Genomic DNA, 19,829 nt, shown 5'->3' on the forward strand with positions numbered 1-19,829 from the left:
TGTCCTACCTGCGGAGCAGACGGTCCGACGAACAGTCATTCTTCACTGTAATCTGGATAAAATAACTCTCTATTCTCTCTCCACGAAAGTCGGAACGCAATCGACAAGTAGTCGAGTATCTCTTTCAGGAAAGCAGATCCATCGCCCTGATACTCTACTCTCCAACCAAATAGCAGTCTTTGATATCCGTCATCTGCGCTAAGCCCCTCCTCTGTTAGTGTCGCCTCAATCTCCTCTGGGCTGTGGTGCTCGTTCGATATGCCCCAGCTCTCCCAAAACGAAAATAGCGACAGGTTGTGCTCTCGGACTAAGGAGACAAATTGCTCACTTGATTCGAGTAGCTTCTGTCTGTGCTGTTCGTTTTCATTCGGACGAAAATGGAACCCGACCTCAACTGCGGAGCCAAGTAAGTTGAGATGGACACCTGGATATCCAGATGATGTCCCCCTCCCCTCTGGATGATCGTCGAATCCTTTTGGAACGAAAGGCACCATCATATTTTCTGGCGCTAGCGGGTTACGCGAGTTTGTGAGGGAATGGAGTGATTTGCTACCACCCCAGTGGTATATTTCCATTCTTCCTGAGGAGTAGCGTTCGAGGCCGATTTCGGGAGCTAAACGATCCAGATCTTGGATGAGTCCAACTAATTGGTCCTGTTGATTGATGAACCGATCGACTAGTTCATCATCGAATTCAACTAGCTCTGAGAATTGCTGGCCGTATCCCTCGTCACTAAGTGCCCGTTCCAGTTGATCAACGAGCGGTTCATGTTGCGGCTGGAGCTTATCACGATCTAATTCCTCCAGTCGCTCAAGGAATTGATTCCAACTAATCCAGCGAATGTCGACCGAGAGGTCGTCCTCGCCAAGCCGTCTTTTGGCATCAGCGATTACGTCGGGTTCTCTACTATGATCTGTGACAACCACAAGAACGACGGGTTCGTCCGTTGCAACTCGCGACAGCTCCATCCCCTCGTTATAAAGCTGATTCGAGCCGAGAGTGGCTCCCTTTTTTGACTCATACCCGACGAGAAGATTGCCGTCGTCTCGGAAAACCCAGTCGAGTTCCCGTTCAGACTGGGAGTCTATTTTCCCCTGCGCTGTTAGAAGTTGAGTGTCATCACTGAATACTCGGTCATCGCCAATTTCGGAACCGTGAACCGCGTTCAGAAGCTCTGGGCCGTATCGTAGCGATTCGTCCAATAGTCCGGCGACCAGATCGTTCTGGGCGACTTCGCTCCCGTTGATAGAGCGGAGATACCGTGGAGATCGTCCCATAACAAGTGCGACTTTGTGTCGCTACAGAATAAGTATACATCCAAGTTGCCAATTCTGTCCTACCTCGTACTTGCAATAAAGTTAGTCGGTTTGTTGCTCTACGCACCATTCGTATAGCTCTTCCTTGAGTTCATCCGAAGTATTACCGAATATCATCCCGAGTCTCCATCCTAGATTCTCCCAAGTGAGCTGGTCTAAGACGTTGTCCTGCATTTCAGCACCGTCGACTGCTTTGTTCCAGCCGACCTTGAAACGTCCTCGACGATAGTTGGCATCAGGGTCGACCATCCGAATATCGTCCTCGTAGCTGAGGCCATTATGCGAGGGTGAGGGATTCGGTGAATCCTCGTTTTCATCTACAGGAGGTTCGTAGACGCTTCGTTCGATCTCCTCGATGTCTCTGTGTAGGCCCTCTTTCGGTGTGAACACAACCTCAAGCGGTGAATGGTCTGAGAGGTTGTCGTACTCGTGAAGGTAGGACGCTTCTGCGGCGTTGAGCAGTTCGCTCGCAAAAACGTGATCAAACCGTCGTGGAAATTCGTTACCGCGGTTCTTCGCCACCCAACTGTATGCATCATCGCCATAGCCGCTGACTTCACGATAGACATCAGTGAGATCATAGTCTGCTAAGTCTACCATGACACTCCGCTCAGAGGAAATCCAGTCTTCGTCACTCCCCCAGACGGTCACTTCGCCATCGCCGCTTTCCTCCTTTGGAGAGTTGAAATCGCCACAGAGGAACCGATAGTCTGGTGGATTCTCCTTTGCGAGTTGATCGTAAATTGCATCGAACATCTCGGTTTTCGTCTCGCCGAATTGGCTCCCAGGAAGCACGTGAACAGTGTGGCCTTCTATGCGACCAAAAGGCGTGAAGAATTCTGCAGAGAGAGCTTGGTGCTTGTACGGCATTTCGAACGTTTCGGGAGGGAGAACGCGAAACGGCCAACGACTTGCAAATACACATCCAGAACTGTTCCCAGGTTCGTCGAAGCGGAAATCATGACTATGAGCGGTATATTTGAATCCGTTTTCTCGAAGAATCTGATGTGGTTGACGGCTCGCTTTCACACCTACCTCTTGCAAGGCGACGATATCGGGAGTCCGATCACGGAGGGCGGTTAGCTGATTTTTGAAACGACTGATCGAAGATCGCTCCACATTCCACGAAATGAGTTTCAGTTGAGGAGCAGGCGCGGTATGATTCATTTCTGACATCGTGATTCTAGGGTTATGCTGCTACTTTTGTTATGATCGGGTTCCGAGGGTCCAAACCTCAAATGAACTGGGATCTTTCCCGTTTTCCAGCAACTCCATTCCCTGTTGGAAAGTCTCTACAACGTGTTTTTCCTTAGAATCCAGAGAGCTTTCTTCTATCTCAGAGAGTCGGCCTTTGATTTCATCAAGGTCGGCAAACGAATCTAGCCATCTCGGATCGAGGTATTCAATTTCAGTACTTCCCGAGCGACCAGTGAGAACGAAGTTTCCAACAAATCTTATGAGGCCTTCTTCATCATCGGTGACATTGTTTGCCCATTCCTCAGGTTTGTCCGATGGCGACCATTCACTCCAATTCTCTACTACCGTACCGATACGTGGTGTACCAAGGCCAAATTGGGGTTCAGTGAGGAGTTCACGTTCCTCGGCGAGTTCTTCAAACCGTCTAACTGCAGCTGTTTTCAACTCTTCAACTTGGTCTCTATCAAGCATCTTTTCGCTATCTTCGATCTCGTCACCATCCACCTCACCATGCTCCCGAAGTAGCTTGTTGACTGTATAATAGAGAAGATAGGGAGAATCAGACTCAGCGAACGAAGATTTGAGCAATTCTAGTCGATCGTCTTTGTCTTCAATTTGTCCGAGAATCTCCCATATGATCCGAATGATAAAGCCTCTACTACCGTCATCCAGCGCGTTTTTAGAAGGATCAACAGTGGTTAAGTAATCCCCGACTCTGTACAGCGATTTAACCATTGCCGCTTCGTCGTTGATATCTTCTGTTCGCTTTGATATTCGTTTAAGAAAATTGTTAGCCTTCGATCGTTCCCCGTTTTCCTCGGCTAGTTCCTCGAGCCGCTCTGTTAGTGTTTCAGCATCATCTGTAATCGCCAAAATGGCCACTATCTCCTCCGAGGACAATTCTCCCTTCGGGAGAGTCTGCCGGAAATAGTAGGGAAATATCTCAGGATGGCAGATTCTTCTACGTTTTCGATAAGTGTCACTATGCTCAGTATATCTCACGCGAACATCCGTATCAATACGGGGAAAAAGATACTCTAAGATTGATTTCAACGGCTCTTCATTGACTTCTGTTTCCTCCCATAGATCGGCGTGATTTTCATCAGCAGTATGAGAAAGCGTTCGTTTTCTCACGAACCGGTCTGGGTTCGAACGTATCTCTTCATAGACTGGACTAAAATAGAGTCTTACTGTTTCAAGAGCAACTAGATCAACGAAATTAACCTCATCTTCCAAACCTAAATGGGTGGTATATACTGCATTTGATAAGCGCACCGCATCCCTCGGCGTATCTATCAGTGGTTGAATACCCTTACGATAAACCTCCTGCCAGTGACTTTGGTCGAAGTATAGATCACTGCTATGGAGTATCTCATCGAGTCTTTCGGTAAGGAAGAAATGGAGTGCGTTTTCTTCGGGAAGAGGGACTTGTTGTGGTAACTGGATAATTTTGTCAAGATATTCCTTACCATCGTTGACTCCCTGATTACTTTCTAGTGCCTTTGTTACAACATCTTGGTCAAACGCAAGAACGTAGATGATATTAGGAAAGTCTGCTACACTTTTCACCAACCGAAACATCTGTCGGATTTCTTCCTGAGTCAACCGGTCAATATCGTCGATGAAAACAACGATCTGCTGGTTTTCCTCTTCGAGAGCGTCCGAGATATCTGCCTTGAGTTCATCAAGATCTGGAGGATCTGTTTCGAGTAGATTTGCTAGACCTTCAGCTGGTTTTTCTGTCGGAATGCCAACAGTGGATAGCGGTATTTTGGAAAATCCTCGAGCGTAGTCTGACAGTTTGTTCCGTATTTCCTCAAAGTTGTCGTCCATTTCCAGCCCAGCGCTAAGTTGCGAGAAGAATTTCTGAATTAGATCGGACTGGCCAGAGAACCACCATGGATTGAATCTAACTATAATCGGAGGCTCGTCCTTTTGACGAAGTTCGTGTTCGATGAAATTGATTATCGTGCTCTTCCCTGACCCCCACTGACCATAGATGCCGACGACGAACTCGTCCGATGGAATATCAGAATAGATCGCGTTAGAGATCTTCTCCGCGAAGTCAGCGTATCCGAGTTGGTCCTCTTCGGGGTCGTCAAGAGCAGAATCCGATAGCAACTGGGGGGTGTCCTGGGTCACACTTGCTGGTTAATTGATTCTAACCGCTAATACAATATGGGGTCGATAAGAGAGTCAGTCTAAACTCAACACGTGAGACGACAAACTAAGTCATCTATCTCTTAGGGGAATATCTTCACACCACACCTTTTTGCCATGATGACGAGACGCACAAATAGTGACTGAAAAACACGATTCCATAATCACCTTGCCTGGAGGAGTCGAGAATTATGCCGAAACGCTCCACCAAGCACTCTCTTTCGTGGAGGCTGAATCACCAACTCGTGAGGAATTTGCTGATTGGATTCTCGAAAACTTCCCCCAAATGTCGAGCCAGGGGTCTGCCGAGGACAAAGGTCGCCTTCTTGGCCGAATGGGCGTTGCCGAAGTTGAAGATGATCAATTGCAGCTCACTGAGTTGGGCAACCAGCTGCTGAATAACCCGCCACAAGAAAATGTAGAACCTTATTTTGAGACTCTGACGGATCACTATATCGGCTTTGAGACTCTACTACAGGCTCTGAAGCAGCAACCGGTATCGATTGAGAAACTACGAGACGTCCTCAATGCAGTTCACGACAAGGATTGGGAGTCGATCTATCAAGCCGAATATCGAGTAAACTGGTTGCGGAGTCTCGGCATAGTTGAGAAAGACCAAGATAAGGTACGGCTCACATCGCGTGGTCAGGATATTGCAGAGGAGTATCCTTCATTAGATATCGACATCAGCGACCTATCCGAACCTACGATCCAAGCGCCTACTAACGGCCCTGATCCGCAGTCGAATATAGGTCTCGAGGAGTTCGACGACGACGTCACCTATTACTGGGTGAACCAGAGCAATGCCGCCGAACGTGAGGGTAACTATCTTCGATCGAGCGACACGTACTATACTCGGGATTTAACGAAGTTGAACCCCGGTGACGTACTCATCCACTATTGGGAGGGTGGAGTTCGGGCCTACTCGGTCGTGCAAAATGAGGCATATAAAATCTCAGGGGAAGAACTCGAAGGAGCAGACGACGAAGAGACATACTGGCGTGTCGATATAGACCTCCACTCCCTCGAACCTATCCGTGACATCGAAACCATAGCGCCTGTTCTCCGACGAGACGATATTAAACAAGGCCGGGAGAAATACGCGATCAATGCGACTGGGGTCCAATCATGGTATCTCTGCAATCTCACCCCTGCTGCGGCCGAATACCTCCTTAGCACCTATCCTGATGAACCGAGCGAGACAGAACCAGACAAAGGTCGATATTTTTGGGTGACAGCTAACCCTGAGATTTGGGCGCCTGAGAACATCGCCGACTCCGATGGAGAAGAAGGTCGTGTTTTCTTTGAAGCTCACAATTCGCGAGGGAACAAGCGGCGTATCTACGATGGATTTGAACGCGCCGATCCGGGAGATGAAGTTGTCTTCTACGAGTCGGCTCCAACCCAGGAAATCGTGGCCCTTGGAACGGTCGTCCAGGAGCTTCACGAAGAGGATGGTGCAACCGGTATAACAATCGAATACGACCGATCAGTTGAAGGAATCAGTTGGAATGACCTGACTGCAGTCGGTGAACTCGAGGATTCCGCGCCGATTCGACAGAATGCTCGTGGTAGTATCTTTGAGCTTGAGCAAAATGAGTATGAGACGATTCTGGCACTCGAGCCCGAGCCGCCAGGCCAGGAAGATGTCGAACGACTCCGCAATCGTCTTTCTCTGCCGAGTATATCGACCTCAATTCCGGACGGCTTGTATTTCGATGATGAAACACGGCTGACGAGAGAAATTGAAGCAGCACTCAACGCTGGTAAGCACATTATTTTCACCGGACCCCCAGGTACTGGTAAGACCAAACTCGCCACTCACGTCGCCAAACTCGCAACCGGGTATGATGCTGTGGATGACTATCGGTTTACGACTGCGACCGCTGACTGGACGGCCTTCGACACGATCGGGGGATATGTTCCCAACCGAGACAAACACGGACAGGAACTGCTGTTTGAACCTCGTCTGTTCCTCCAGTGCTTCCGGGATGCGACAGGCGTGAAAAACGAGTGGCTCGTTATCGACGAGCTCAACCGAGCAGATATCGACAAGGCGATGGGACAATTGTTCTCAGTGCTTTCAGGGGACTCCACTGAGCTTCCATACGAGCGTGACGAGGCCATTGCAGTAGAATCGCTGGGGGAAGATGCCGACGATGAAACGCTCGAGGATATTGTTTCTTCTTCGGATACGTTCCCTGTCACACCGGCGTGGCGTTTACTTGCGACCATGAACACCTACGACAAGGCATCGCTCTACGAACTATCGTATGCGTTCATGCGACGGTTTGCGTTCATACATGTCGGGGTTCCAAATCTCGAAGACGATGAAGATAAGCTTCGGACTTCATTGTTGCTACCGAACGGTGACGAGAACTTTGCGTCGGCATGGACTGGACAATCACCCGATTTGGAACCTCCATTGGAGAAGTGGGGAGAAGAGCTGACTGAGATTTGGTACCGGGTCAATGAAGAGCGAGCCATCGGACCAGCGATCGTTCATGACATGGTCCGATATATCGCTAACTATGATGGCCGGGCTCCGCCTGAGGAAGCGTTTACAAGCGCGATTACTACCCATGTCTATCCGCAGTTAGAGGGTCTCCGACAGGAAAAACAGCGGAAAATCATCGAAGGTCTCTGTAGTGGTGATGTTCCGGTTAGTCCAGACCGTCTCTGGTACCAGGCTAATGACTTCTTAGGGCTCCCTGATACCCGCGATAATGAGTAACGCGCTCTCACGAGATGAACTCGAAGATGCAATCCTCGAGGAATTACTCACCTATCTGCAGTCAGGGAATCTCAATACGGAAGTCGTTACTGACGCAATTGTACCCACTGAATTAGGGATAAGCGAATGGGAACGGTTACAGCGACTTCACTTCTGCCTTGCCCCACCAATAGTTGAGTTCTGCGAGTCTGTCTGGGACGATCTACGAGGAGTGAAAACCGTTACTGACCGTGAACGGAACGAGATTCGTGGAGCGATCCAAGGACAGGTTGACTGGGGTCAGACGATTCAGACCCGAGCTGAAACTGGATTTAGTGATCGCTCAAAGTTTGTCTGCTCTGCTCCTGTTTCGGAATATGACATACCTGAGAATCGCGTGCTGAAACGGCTACTTTGGGAAGTCGAACGGACTGCTGACGTACTGCGAGATATCGATCAACCTTGGAGACGTACTCGATGGGACGATACAGAGCTTGACCGTTTCCAGCGGCGCTATCGCCGTAATATTCATCTCAGCCGGATGCCTCCCGGGGAGGATTGCAGGATTACGGGACGCGATCTCACGGCTGCTCGCCAGGCACGGACAGAGATGTACCGGACGGCGGCTCGCTGGCTTGCCGTGCTCCAAAAGTTGCGAGACGAGGAGTATGCTGACCCAGATGTACAGACAATCCTTTCTGACTCACTCGTCCTACCAGCCACAGATGCTCGGTTGCTGGAGCTGTATACCACATTCCAAGTTATTGAGGCTCTGCAGGAAGTTGTCCCTAAACTCTCACTCCAACCCATCGAGAGTGGGGAATCGCCTGTTGCTAAGCTCGCAGATGAGGAGGATTCGATATGGCTGAATGTGTATCACGATCAGACTGGCAATCTAACGTTTCACGAGCCGTTACCCGAAGGCGTCGAATCACGGCTTCCAGCGGACCCCTCTTACTTCCGTGACCACGTGGCATCCCAGGTCGCCTATAAGCAGGCAGTTGGCCGAATGAGTGATTCGAGTCCTCGCCTGGCGCTGTATAACGGTCGGCCGGATGTCGTCGTTGAAATCCGGACCAGTCGTGACGATGACCCTATAGCCGTAATTCTCGGGGAGGTCAAGCAAACGGCCCGTCAAAACACATTCCGCGAGGGACTCAAGGAGCTAATTGGCTACTGGCATCACGGTCGGGCAGCGCAAGAACGGCTGGCATCTCCAGAAGGTCCAGTCACGGTAGGGTTCGTTACAACCAACGGTTTGGAATCACGGCGGAGTGCTGGTCCCTGTTTTCATATTGACGTTGAGGCGAGCTTCCAGCAGCTGTTAGAGCCACTACTTCGGCTCAATCTCCTGCCACAGCAGGAGTCCGCACATAGCGTCTCGGCTCGATAACCACCACCTGCAAAATTTTGCGTCAGGTACAGTCGACCCTTCGATAGTGATAAGAAGTTAGACATATTATATTGAATCGAGGATTGACAGATGACAGATACATCTGAATTCCCACAATGGCATCGAAATCAAGCCGAAGATAAGAGGGTTCGAGAATAGATGGTTGCATTAGAACGTGAGCAGGTAGAGGGAATCGCCAACGACTGTTACGTTGATATCTACATTGCTGGCAATCTTTCCAACGGTTGGTGGCCCTGGCGGATGCAGCATGTCAATGAATCAGGTCCGAGTCACGTCGATAGGTGTGAGAGTTACATTCTCGATAGCTCGTATCGCGATAGGAATGTTGGTAACAGGGACGTGTTCGATCGAGCCCACGAACTTGGGGCCGATATGGTCGTCTTGGCTGACGTTCTCCACGATATGGAGTCAACCGTCGACGCCGTCCGGGATGGGTTGAATTTACTGGATAACCATCCCTGTGAGGCTGACCCGATTATTCCCCTACAGCCGCCGCATAGCGAGTGTTATCGGCGACTCGAAGGGCTAGCTGACAGGTATGCGATTGGCGGCGTCAACACTGCAAGCACGCGTGAAAAGGTCGAAGCAGCCGGGGCCGTTCGTAATATAGCTGGACAAGATATCTGGCTACACGGACTCGGCTATGGTCTGGAAACACCTCAACCTCGATATGGATGCAATACATTAGTGTACGCTCTGAACGAGAATCCCGGCTTGCTTGACTCGCTGGATTACTCGACTCCAATCCAGAACGCGCTAAATCAACCCATCAGCTCCGGAGATCACCGTACTATTCCTTCGAATGTCTATGCTGGATACGTGGTTCTGGAAGCTGCTCGACTGCTTTCTCCTTCGACACGGGTCGTGTCTGATGCCGAAAACCCCACCCCACTCGCATGGTGACACTCGGGTCAGGAGTGCCAATTCCTGCATCGAATGAGCAACCGGTAGTCTACCGGTGGTATTAATCCTCTGACAATATGATTATGAATTGGAGAGTAACGATGACAGATACATCTGAATCCTGGCGGGAGCAGGGTGAGAACATGGGTCTCAATGAAGAGACGGCTCGCATCGAACTGTACTGCAACTATCGGGACAAAGAAACATGGCAAGAAGAAGCCGACGTCGAGAATTACAGCAGTCTCAACAAGTATCTCCGCGATATGATTAATCTCGGTCGTGTGTACCGCAAAGAGGGGACTCAAGGCCGACAAGACGCTGACGATAGGGTTCAGGAACTCGAAGCCCAAATCGAAACGCTCCAACGAGAGTTGGCTAACCAGGAACCGGAGACCATCGGCCCTGACGTCGTTGATAACGCCCTCATTGAAACGCTACTCGGCGAGCAGTACCAGACCGTCGAAGAGATTCTCGAACAGTTGACCGCGAATGAGAACCTCCAAGCGAATCTCAAGAAACCAGTCGAAGACGCACTCTATGACTTGGCTGGCGACGGCCGTGCGGAGTATCAGGAAGGCTGGGGCTGGCGGCTTGGCGGTGAACAATGAGCAAACCAAAACGGCACTCCAAGATCTACGAGAACAAGCATGACGAGGTGAACGAGTTCCTCCAACGGAAGGAAGACCTCGGACGCAGCCGGAGTACACTGAATGAATACAGTCGCAATCTCCGTGAGTTCTTCAACGACGAATTTTCTGAGGTAGAGCCAGCTGATGTCGAGGTGCGACACATCGAGGAATATCTTGGTATCCTGAGCGAGCGGGATGTCGCACAGAACACGAAACGGCGCTATCTCGAATCACTATCTTCGTTCTTCGACTATGCGATGAAGCGACCACGTTTCAACCAGATAACGGGTAATCCAGTCGCGCCCGTCCTCGAAGAACTTCCAAAGGTGAACCGCTCACGCCCGGACTGTGCGACGTGGGAGAACGCTTGTAAGATTGTTCACGAGATACCCAGCCCCCGTAACCGGACGATAGCCGCCATCCTCGCCAAGACTGGCTGCCGCTTACAAGAGGCGCTGGAAATTGAACTTGAAGATCTCCTAATCGATGATGGATTCATTCGGCTCCGGGTTCGGAAGGGCGGCGGACAAACGGTTGTGCCCGTTGACGAGGAGATGGTTCGGGCGATTGAACGCTACAAGGTGATTCGAACTGACTACGAGACTGCCTATCTGTTCCCAAGCAATCGAGGAGATCGCCTCTCAAAACAGCCAATTCGAAAACGAATCAAAGAGGGCGCTGTGGAAGCAGGTGTGATGGAACAGGGGGAGGACCGCTTCCACCGGAAGTTCACCCCACACACGTTTCGGACCGTGTTTACGACGGCGATGCGGAACGCAGGGATGAGTAATCACGTTCTTCAGTATATTCGCGGCGATAGCGATAATCAGACGATGGACATCTATACTCGCGTCGACCGCACTACGGCCCGAGAAGAATACCTTGACTGTATCAAATCGCTGAACCTCTGAACTCAAGAGACGGATTACACCTCATGTCTGTTCTACGGGTCGTGAGGAGTCTCTCTACGATGTCACCCACTACCGAGATGATTGAATCTCCTTTCGACTGCACTTGGCCTGATACGGCCTCACCTTGTTCTCCTCTCGTTGGTCGGATTGCATCGCCAGATTGTTTGAGTGATGGGCTAGTGACAGCGGATATATTACTGCCCCGTATAGATTCTATCGAGCGACAATGAAGGAAGGCAGGAAGGTGAGCCCGGAGGGAAGCCCCGGCTGGCTCGCCCAGGAGGTTCGGACTCATGAATCACTACGAGAGCAAGGAGAATAATTCTGCTGATTGTCATGTCTACCCACGGTTTTCCGAGCCTGGTACTCTTCGAGGATTCACGGTTACGACAGCAAGACCACCATTAGAGGCTCCCGGTCAAGTTCATACTCGACTAGTTGAGGCTGGTCTACCTGCCGAACGATTCGTGGACCTTCAGGACGGAACGAAAGAGCCGACAGCCAGCCATACTGACCCTGCGAACCAGTTCGGTGCCGAACACGTCGACGGAAACTACGGTATCTTCGCGGGATCGGGACTCATCGTCATCGACGTTGATCACCCCGACAAGCTTCCCACCTGGATGGTTCAGCTTTTGGCCCAGAATCCCACCTTTGCGGTTTCATCACCACATGGAAGCGAAGCTCGCCGGCACTACTTCTATCGGATCGAGGGTACCGTCGAGACGGAGAAGACGTTCCTCAAAGACGAGTGGGGGAGTATCCGACTCAAGGGGGCCTACGCAGTCGGGCCTGGTTCGGTGATCGATCACGACGAATACTGTGACGATTGTTCGCTCGCCGGTATCGGGGAATACGAGCCCCGTGCTCGATCGATCGAGACTCTCCAAGCCAACGCGTTCGAACCAGCACTTCCAGACGAGAGAGCGGAGACGGCTGACTCACGGGCTTCAGTCGAGATTGACATCAACGATCCCGAGTCCCGTATTCAACGAGGCCTCGATACGAACGAATATTTCCGTGACCTCTGGACCTGGGCTCGTGAAGGCGGACGTCCTGCGATTGTCGGGTTTCCCGGGAATCGCTCGGCTGCGGAAACGGCGCTCTCGGCACACCTCAATTTCTGGTTGAGCGGGGATACCGACGCTATCCGTGATGCGTTCAACCGAATCCAACCGCCAAAGTGGTCTGTATCGGGGGAATCGTACCGACAGAGCGTGTTAGAGCAGGGCGATAACGGGATGTACTACGATCCAAATCCAGAGGGTGGCGGCGTCAGTTGGCATGCTGTCTTCGAGGTGATACTCGCTCTCTGTTACGAGTATGAGGGACAAGCTCGAACGCGGGCTCTGGCCGCCAGTGAGGACGTCGAAGTGAGCCAACGACAGGTGGTCAACGTGCTCAATCAACTGAAGGAGATGGGATACCTCGACAAACAGCAAGACGAGCAGGACGGCCGGATCGAGTATTGGGTCGTCACCGACATGGAGGGATTAGTAGAGTTCTCAAATAGTGACGACCTACTTGAACAGTACAATCCCCGTGATGCTCAACTCGAATGGTGTCGTCGGTATCTATAGAAGCATCCTGAATTACCGCTCAAAGTCTGCCGTCTTAATATATTTCAGCTATCAGCTACCAGAGAGGTTCGAGTCCCGAATCGGTGAAATGGAGCCGCGCTCTCTCCCGGTAACATTTGTTCTGAGAGAGGCTCGGGAACGGAGATATCCGTCCCGGTGGTGAAGATCTCAAGGTCTCGCCGTGACCTATGACAGTGATTACAAACGTGTCCCCCCACTCACGGTCAACACTCTACCCTGTACAGCGACACGCTGGCTTACTCGTCGTCTTCGTCTTCCGCGGTGGCCTGTTTCATACCTTCAGCAAGGGCCTCCCCGAAGTCTTCCTCCATCCACCGTGCTATCTCCTCGTTGCTCGCGTCTTCGTCGGGACGGTCGACCATACGTGATTTTCAGAACTGTATCCCGATAACATCTGTGTCGAGAACGGATAGCCCAGTATCAGGGGACCTATCACACGCAGATCTGAAGCAGGTAGTATGGACGCTGACGAGATCCGAGACTGGCGCGACCGTTACGACGAGGTCTATGACGACGAACTTCAGGCTATCGAGGCGCGTCTCCACGAGGACCTTACCGACCAACAGTATATCACTCGCGACCAACTCGAAGACGTGGTTCGGTGGAAACTGAACGGTATGCCAGGAAGACGTGAACGGAATATCAAGCAGGTACAGACTGTCCCGGATGAGTTCGTTCGACTGGTGAGTGAGGCGGCGTTTCTGGTCGACGATCCAGCCCTCCAACTGAAAACGCTGAAATCGATTCCAGGGATCGGTGGTGCAACGGCAACGGTCATACTGATGTTCTACGACCCCGAAACCTACGCGATCGGTGACCGATATATCGTTCACGAGTTCTTCGGAGAGGACCGAGGTATGCGCGTCACGGACTATCCCGACATCCTCGAAGAACTCCACGACCGCAACCCCGGCGGCTTCGACCTCCGAACCGTTGAGAAAGCCTACTATCAGAGATACCGGATCGAGAACGACGTTGGGGACTGGTAAACCAACAGACTGCGTAGCGACCGGATCTACCTGGAGGGTGTGCTCCGTGGGGAAAGCGACCCGACAAGAAAAGAAATCGCTCTACGCGGCTCACTCGGGGGAGAAATAGAAGTCGACGTCCACGAGCTGACCGTGGGAGTATACGTCCACTTCAGCGGCGCAATATGCCGCTCTACCATCGTTTGAATGGGTCCGAATACGTCAGAGTCGCCCATAGGAGGCGTGAGTCCGTTCTCCACGGGTTCCCCGTTGACTGAGACCCATTCATCTTCCCTGAACAGGACTTGTCGGAGAACAGCCTCTCCACGTTTTGCTCGGGATGATACTAAGGTGGCCGGCAATCGAAGTCCCTGTATGAAACCTCCTGCCGATATTGACAGTCTCGAAGAAATGACTCAGCTCCTGACGTCAGAGTATTCGGTAGATGAAGCAGAGGTTCAGTCAATTCTTGGGCGTGTCATCATTGAATTTGAGCAAGCCGATACCTCCAACCTCAGCGAGGAGGATATTCTCGATTATCTTCTTCAGATGACGGTCCGCGAGGTACAGCAAAGAGAACGAGCCCGAGAGCAATATCAAGACGAAGATCAGGTCGATCAGCTGCGGAAGGAGAAGGGTGGCATCCTCAATAATGAGTATCCGAATAGAGACCCGGAACAGTGGCGTGCAAAGTGTGAAGCCAACTTTTGCCGGTTCGAATCTATGCTAATAGATAACAAGGTCGATAGGGTGCTGTGTCCCGTCTGTGGGCGAGAGCTCTGGATTGAACCTGCCTAGAGCCGAGAGGCGAACAAGGTTGCAGAGTCAAGTGACAAGCCCCTGTGGCTGTGACACTCTCTATAGGATAGCATCAAATAGCGGAATTCGCATATAGTGGGACGGGCTCCCTAGCAGCTGAGTTTTGTAAGGGATTCTAATACTTTTTAAGAGGAAACCACATTCAGAAGAGGCGACAGCTATCCAATCTCGTCTCGAGGAGGAAGCCAAGCCTCACGTCCTAACTCAGTGATTCGGTACCAACGGGCCTTTTCATCTTCATCTGGGTTCACACACTCTACTAGGTCGCGTTCCTGCAACTCAGCAAGTGCTTCACTGACCCGCTGACGGCGGTACCCCTGGTCATCAGCGATCTCTATTGGACGGGCTTGCTTTCCATCCCACAGATACCACATAGTATTAGCTCTAAATCTTGAGCTGCTGATGAACTCGTAGAGATCATCAGTATCAGTGGGCATCAGTTGATACCACGTTTGGAGCCTTCTCTAAAATATCAACTGGGGATTGAGCATCACCATCGTAACGGATTTTATAAAATTCGTAACATTTGATTTACACATCCGGGTCGAAATTCGGGTATGGCTCAAAATGAGCCGCGGAACGGCCCGAACGAGAACTGTGCGGAAAGACAAACCACCGGCAAAATTGCAGGAAAATCCCACTCGGTGACAGTTGAACACTGTGACCCCGAGGCCCTGACACCGCATCCACGAAACGAAGATATCTACGGTGACGGAGCTCCAGACTGGTTCGTTGAGACGATCGATGAAAACAGCATCGAGGAGCCGATCATGCTCGTCGCCGAGAGTCACCTAGTGGATGAGGATACGGAGGTAGTCATTAGTGGCCACCGACGCATTGACGCTGCGAAACAGCTTGGACTCGAGGAAGTCCCCGTTATTATTCGCGACCCTTACGAATCGGAATTGGCCGAACGTGAGGGGCTTATCGAACACAACAAACAGCGGAAGAAGTCGTTCAGTCAGAAGATGCGGGAAGCGAAGGAATTGATTCAGATTGAACGCGAACGTGCCAAGAAGCGACAACAGCGGGGCAAGGCTATCGACGACGCGAGGGGTCCTCAAGATTTTGAGGAAGGTGAAACGTACGAACTCGTCGCTGACCGCTTTGACCGGTCGAAAGGATGGCTTCGATATTCGGTAGAGGTCTGGGACGCGCAAAATAGCGATAATGAAATGATTGCGAATCGGGCAGAGAACCTTGTTGAGCAGATAGACCGCGGCGAGACGTCTCCCTATAACGCGTATCAGACTATCAAGACCAGACGTAAACAGCTCGACCGAAGTTTATCGACAACCGAGAGCATACAGTTTGATGGAAATAGTGTCGATCATGAGGACCACCCACCCGCGCAGGCATCTTGGTTGGTCGACTCGTCTAAGCTGAAGCGAATATTAGAGGTCGGGAGCGTCGGGCTCTTTGACTGGCTCTATTTGGAGATCTCACCCGGGAGAGTTCAGGTCCTTCAGTCTACGCTTCCCGGCGCAACCGGTAGAGTCGTTTCGTATTGCAGCTTTGGAGAGGAGTATTTCGAGCAATTCGAGCTTGCTCGTGATGAGTCGCTAAAGGCCTTCATTGACGCAGAGCGCATCTATACGACAGTGGAAAGGGATGATAGCGATACCGTCCAACTGAAATTCCGAGCAGACGATACTGATGACTTCGCCACAGGGGTTGAGTTCGTGGGGGACTTACAGTTCTGGAGTCGAACGAATGCCATTGACGATCAGAGCGAATTAGAAGCGCTCTTGGAGCGAATTCCGGTTGATATCCATAATCGGTTTCATGACCAAGATATCCTTCTGGACTCAGGCGGGAATCAAGCCTCAACCCGAATCGAGACCCGAGTTAGTGAGGTTATGAATATGATGTGGGTCGTGAACCACACACCGGGAGACGACGACTATCCAGTAACAGTCGAAGACGGAGAGTTTAGATTCTTCACGGGTGACGAGACCTCATATATGAAGGGGCGACTGGACGCAAACGTATCTGGTCCGGAGGTTTCCAAGAGATTCGATTTTGGATTCGACGAGGTCTTTAACACACTATCAGGCAAGGTTGAACTTCAGACTGCACCAGCCGAACAAGCTCTACTAGCAGTCGTTCAGCGCAACGATGACCATGTAATCCGCCACGTCATCGCTCCAGCGTAGCACAACACCCCCAGGGCCAGGCCAGGAACAAACAGATAATCTTTAAAAATCAACTTTCGCTCTCGGCACGGCTCTATAAGAAGCTCTGGCTAATCGGCGAAAACTGGGACACCGGAGAGCAGGACTACGTGACTCGGGAGATAAATCAGTACTGACTCCTCAGTAGGTGGGTTTTGCTAAACCCTGTTCGACGAGTAGACTGGGTTGTTGAAGTCGCCTGTTCGCACACTCTTGTTACATCGGTTGCAGATGTGACCTGACCGAACTCCGTTGAGGGCCTTCGTAGGATTCGACCGAGTTATCCGCGACACTCATCGGGGAAGTCCATCTTGTTCAGGACTTCAACCCCACAGCGGACGCATTTCAGGTAGTGTTCGATATAGCCGCTACGTGTTCCGTCTCGCTTGTGCGGCTCCGGATGGTGTCCGGGGACCCACTCGCTCTTTCGGATGACTCGATGCTCACCGGTCTTCGAGGCTCCATCGTGTTCTGGCGGTACGACCGAAGAATTGAATTTCGATTCGCTCATTTCTGTCCTCCCATATGCGTCAGAATATCGACTCTATAAATTCATAATACTGCTTACCTAAAACGCAAGACAGCGTTGGGACTGCCTACTGAGGAACGCCCTGAACCGGCTTTTCCCGGACGCTTGGTATACCCTTCAGCTGTTGTAACACGTACATCAGGGGGATAACCGGGATTCTATAAGATCCTAACCGCTGAACCGTCGGAAAACACACGGTAGAGAATTCGAGAATCCGCCTTAATGGCCGTTTCCGTGAGTTCTGGAGAGTCAGGGGAGCAATCAGGCGAATTATAATCCTATAGATAGAATTTTCGCATATGCCCTGTCCGATATGCGGAGGTGAAGGCGGTGGGGACGGTGGAACCTATTCGAACCTCGTATGTGACGAGTGCGACGAACGGGCAGTCAATGAGGATGGCGAGGAACCCTGGCACGGCTGGCCTCCCGGTGAGAAACCAGAATCCGACGATGACGTCATCCAGATGCCACCCGACGATGGCGAGAATCCCGTGTTCATCGACGGTCAGAAATGCTGGCGACGTTATCGATTCGGAGGTTGGGTCACGATGATGGACGAACACGACTGCGACTCGCTCGAAGAGTTCTACGAGAAGCACGGGATGATGTAGATCGACAGTCATCCGAGGTAGTGGGGGAAATAGTATATGAATCCCCGAAGAATCCGGTCGTATGTCAACGGCACATGGATTAGCGGAGTGGTTGGAGGATTTCTTTAATGAGAAGGATGCGGGTATAGAGGAAATAACCGTAGCCAGAAAGACACTCTATATTGAAGCCGATGTTAGCGTTGACTCTGGCGAAAGCGCCGCGGCAACTGCGGCTGCTATGTTTAACGAATCCGGCTGGCCGGATGGGATACAGGAAGTGACTATCAAATTGATAGACGGTGACGACGAAGAGATAATGTCGGTATTTCCAGAGGAGATACACACCGATGAATTATCCTGAGACGAAGGAGACAGGGTGCTCCGAGGTCGCCTGTTCAACTAAGATGAATCGATTATCTCGTATAGGAAACTGCCTGAGGACGTAGAGAACAACGGAAAAATAAATAGTGATCGTTCTGTTAGAATGACTCTATTAACATCTCGGCTTCTGTTTTGAACTCATCTACACTGCTAGTAACGCCCTGACCTCGTTTCGTACAATCTGCCCGTACTGTTTTCTCATAGTCAGAACCTCGGTCAGAGTCTTCTTCCCTAGCGGTGTCTGCACGACGTTTCACAGCCTCGGGAAAATCTAGTCCCTCTTTCATATGATGCAAAACTCCGACGACATTTTTGGCCTGAGCGGTTCCCTCCTTCAGCCTCTTATTCGGCCAATCCCAGTCAAGCGCAAAATCCTGTAGGTTGTGGCCGCTCTGGCCCCTATCTTCGATCTCTATATTGACTTCATCAATTAGAAGCTCTCGGATGTAATTTTCCGTATCCATTCGCTCCTTGCCTGCCTCTGTTTGAAGTTCGTAGTATGCTTCATCCGGGAGAGGGACATTAACTCGCTTCATTCGGGAGTATGTAAGTATGGTACTTACTTATTTCTTACCCTCGCCCGAACAAAGTAGGATTGAGTCCTTCAATTATAATCATATAATCCTATAGAAGACTCAAAGTTTTCTCGCATACTCTACCGGTGGCAGAATGGCCTCGGCACTCATAGGGATCGTCATCGCCGGGTGTCGAAGCCGGCTCGGAGTCGCGGCTGCTCGCCGCGAACGGAGCGGCCGGATGCCCCGCGGTTCGACCTCACGAGACCGCGTGGTCGAGACGGGACGGTGCCGGCCGTGAGTCGTCATCGGCCACTCCGACGTTATCGTGGCAGCGTGATGAGCCCACCGTTCCACGGTGCGGCAATTGTGCAGTCGGTCTTGCTCGCCACTAGAGCGCGTGAAACGGGATCGGATGCCGGACAGTTCCCTCGACTCCCGAGAGCGAGCCGGGCTTGCACGGCCACACCTGAAACGTCCCGTCGGCTGGATCGAGGTCGCTGTCGAGCCCGAACGCGGCCGCCGATTCGAACCCGAACCGTTCGTAAAACGACGGGTCGCCTTCGAGGACGACCGCGTCACAGCCGGTCTGCACGCAGCATCGCATCGCAGTCCGCATCAGATCCGTGCCGATCCCCTCGCCCTGCCGATCCGGAACGACCCCAATCGGACCGAGGACGGCGATATCCACCCCGGGAGCCACCGGCAGCTCGGCGTTCGAGACGGCGACGTACCCGACTACCGTGCCGTCACGAGCGACCAGCGAGCAATCGGGGCGCAACGCCCCTTCCTCGCGTAACACTTCGACGAGTTCGGCTTCCGTGTCGTCGTCGAACGCCGCAGTCAATACTGACCGGATCGCGTCGGACGCTGCAGTTGCCGCCGGTTCGATGTCGACCACACTGGCGGGTTTCCGCGACAGGTGTATTTGCGTGTCGATTCAGTCCGGAGGCCGAGAGCAAAACGGGTCGGGAGCGAAACGCGCGTAGCTGCCACCACGCGTTGACAT

Annotated in this window: 17 protein-coding genes; 11 read left to right on the forward strand and 6 right to left on the reverse strand. The window is 51.7% G+C overall.

What is annotated here, in order from left to right:
- Positions 1–35: 35 nt before the first annotated feature.
- The 3 genes from HSEST_RS04065 to HSEST_RS04075 form a co-directional block, all read right to left on the reverse strand.
- Positions 36–1,277: a hypothetical protein gene (locus HSEST_RS04065; protein WP_229122295.1), complete on the reverse strand. Its 1,242-nt coding sequence runs from the start codon at positions 1,275–1,277 to the stop codon at positions 36–38.
- Between the two features lie 81 nt (positions 1,278–1,358).
- The gene (locus HSEST_RS04070; RefSeq protein ID WP_229122296.1) at positions 1,359–2,492 is read right to left on the reverse strand and encodes an endonuclease/exonuclease/phosphatase family protein; all 1,134 of its coding nucleotides are present in this window, start codon (positions 2,490–2,492) and stop codon (positions 1,359–1,361) included.
- 30 nt (positions 2,493–2,522) lie between these two features.
- On the reverse strand, positions 2,523–4,655 hold the full coding sequence (locus HSEST_RS04075; RefSeq protein WP_229122297.1) for a KAP family P-loop NTPase fold protein: 2,133 nt from the start codon (positions 4,653–4,655) through the stop codon (positions 2,523–2,525).
- A gap of 157 nt (positions 4,656–4,812) precedes the next feature.
- Between HSEST_RS04075 and HSEST_RS04080 the strand changes: the two genes are divergently transcribed.
- The 6 genes from HSEST_RS04080 to HSEST_RS04105 all read left to right on the forward strand — a co-directional run bounded on the left by HSEST_RS04080 (position 4,813) and on the right by HSEST_RS04105 (position 12,823).
- Positions 4,813–7,407 carry an AAA family ATPase gene (locus tag HSEST_RS04080; protein ID WP_229122298.1) on the forward strand — a complete coding sequence of 865 codons (2,595 nt, stop codon included), beginning with the start codon at positions 4,813–4,815 and terminating at the stop codon, positions 7,405–7,407.
- On the forward strand, positions 7,400–8,779 hold the full coding sequence (locus tag HSEST_RS04085) for a hypothetical protein (RefSeq protein WP_229122299.1): 1,380 nt from the start codon (positions 7,400–7,402) through the stop codon (positions 8,777–8,779). Before HSEST_RS04080 ends, HSEST_RS04085 begins: the two co-directional genes overlap by 8 nt.
- Positions 8,780–8,938: 159 nt before the next feature.
- Positions 8,939–9,703, forward strand: a complete 765-nt coding sequence (locus HSEST_RS04090; protein WP_229122300.1) for a hypothetical protein — start codon at positions 8,939–8,941, stop codon at positions 9,701–9,703.
- Positions 9,704–9,804: 101 nt separating this feature from the next.
- A complete protein-coding gene (locus HSEST_RS04095) occupies positions 9,805–10,311 on the forward strand; it encodes a hypothetical protein (RefSeq protein WP_229122301.1) in 507 nt (168 codons plus the stop codon).
- On the forward strand, positions 10,308–11,243 hold the full coding sequence (locus HSEST_RS04100) for a tyrosine-type recombinase/integrase (protein ID WP_229122302.1): 936 nt from the start codon (positions 10,308–10,310) through the stop codon (positions 11,241–11,243). Before HSEST_RS04095 ends, HSEST_RS04100 begins: the two co-directional genes overlap by 4 nt.
- Positions 11,244–11,710: 467 nt before the next feature.
- Positions 11,711–12,823, forward strand: coding sequence for a bifunctional DNA primase/polymerase (locus tag HSEST_RS04105; protein WP_229122303.1), 1,113 nt, complete (start codon positions 11,711–11,713; stop codon positions 12,821–12,823).
- Positions 12,824–13,080: 257 nt separating this feature from the next.
- Here HSEST_RS04105 and HSEST_RS14505 read toward each other — a convergent pair whose 3' ends face one another.
- Complete coding sequence (locus HSEST_RS14505) at positions 13,081–13,206, reverse strand: hypothetical protein (protein WP_267491909.1); 126 nt, start codon at positions 13,204–13,206, stop codon at positions 13,081–13,083.
- A gap of 96 nt (positions 13,207–13,302) precedes the next feature.
- On the opposite strand from HSEST_RS14505, the gene HSEST_RS04110 reads away from it, so the two are divergent.
- The 5 genes from HSEST_RS04110 to HSEST_RS04130 all read left to right on the forward strand — a co-directional run bounded on the left by HSEST_RS04110 (position 13,303) and on the right by HSEST_RS04130 (position 18,285).
- Positions 13,303–13,833, forward strand: a complete 531-nt coding sequence (locus HSEST_RS04110; protein WP_229122304.1) for a hypothetical protein — start codon at positions 13,303–13,305, stop codon at positions 13,831–13,833.
- A gap of 354 nt (positions 13,834–14,187) precedes the next feature.
- Entirely contained in the window at positions 14,188–14,610 is a 423-nt protein-coding gene (locus HSEST_RS04115; protein ID WP_229122305.1) for a hypothetical protein, read from the forward strand.
- A gap of 578 nt (positions 14,611–15,188) precedes the next feature.
- Complete coding sequence (locus tag HSEST_RS04120) at positions 15,189–16,787, forward strand: ParB/RepB/Spo0J family partition protein (protein ID WP_229122306.1); 1,599 nt, start codon at positions 15,189–15,191, stop codon at positions 16,785–16,787.
- 846 nt (positions 16,788–17,633) lie between these two features.
- A complete protein-coding gene (locus HSEST_RS04125) occupies positions 17,634–17,945 on the forward strand; it encodes a hypothetical protein (protein WP_229122307.1) in 312 nt (103 codons plus the stop codon).
- Positions 17,946–18,006: 61 nt separating this feature from the next.
- Positions 18,007–18,285, forward strand: coding sequence for a hypothetical protein (locus HSEST_RS04130; RefSeq protein ID WP_229122308.1), 279 nt, complete (start codon positions 18,007–18,009; stop codon positions 18,283–18,285).
- Positions 18,286–18,403: 118 nt separating this feature from the next.
- On the opposite strand, the gene HSEST_RS04135 is transcribed toward HSEST_RS04130, so the two are convergent.
- Both HSEST_RS04135 and HSEST_RS04140 read right to left on the reverse strand, forming a co-directional pair.
- The gene (locus HSEST_RS04135; RefSeq protein ID WP_229122309.1) at positions 18,404–18,841 is read right to left on the reverse strand and encodes a hypothetical protein; all 438 of its coding nucleotides are present in this window, start codon (positions 18,839–18,841) and stop codon (positions 18,404–18,406) included.
- 370 nt (positions 18,842–19,211) lie between these two features.
- Positions 19,212–19,721 (reverse strand): GNAT family N-acetyltransferase, encoded by a 510-nt coding sequence (locus HSEST_RS04140; RefSeq protein ID WP_229122310.1) that lies wholly within the window; start codon positions 19,719–19,721, stop codon positions 19,212–19,214.
- Positions 19,722–19,829 lie beyond the last annotated feature (108 nt).

Origin of the sequence: Halapricum desulfuricans (assembly GCF_017094465.1) — an archaeon.
Taxonomy (GTDB): Archaea; Halobacteriota; Halobacteria; order Halobacteriales; family Haloarculaceae; genus Halapricum.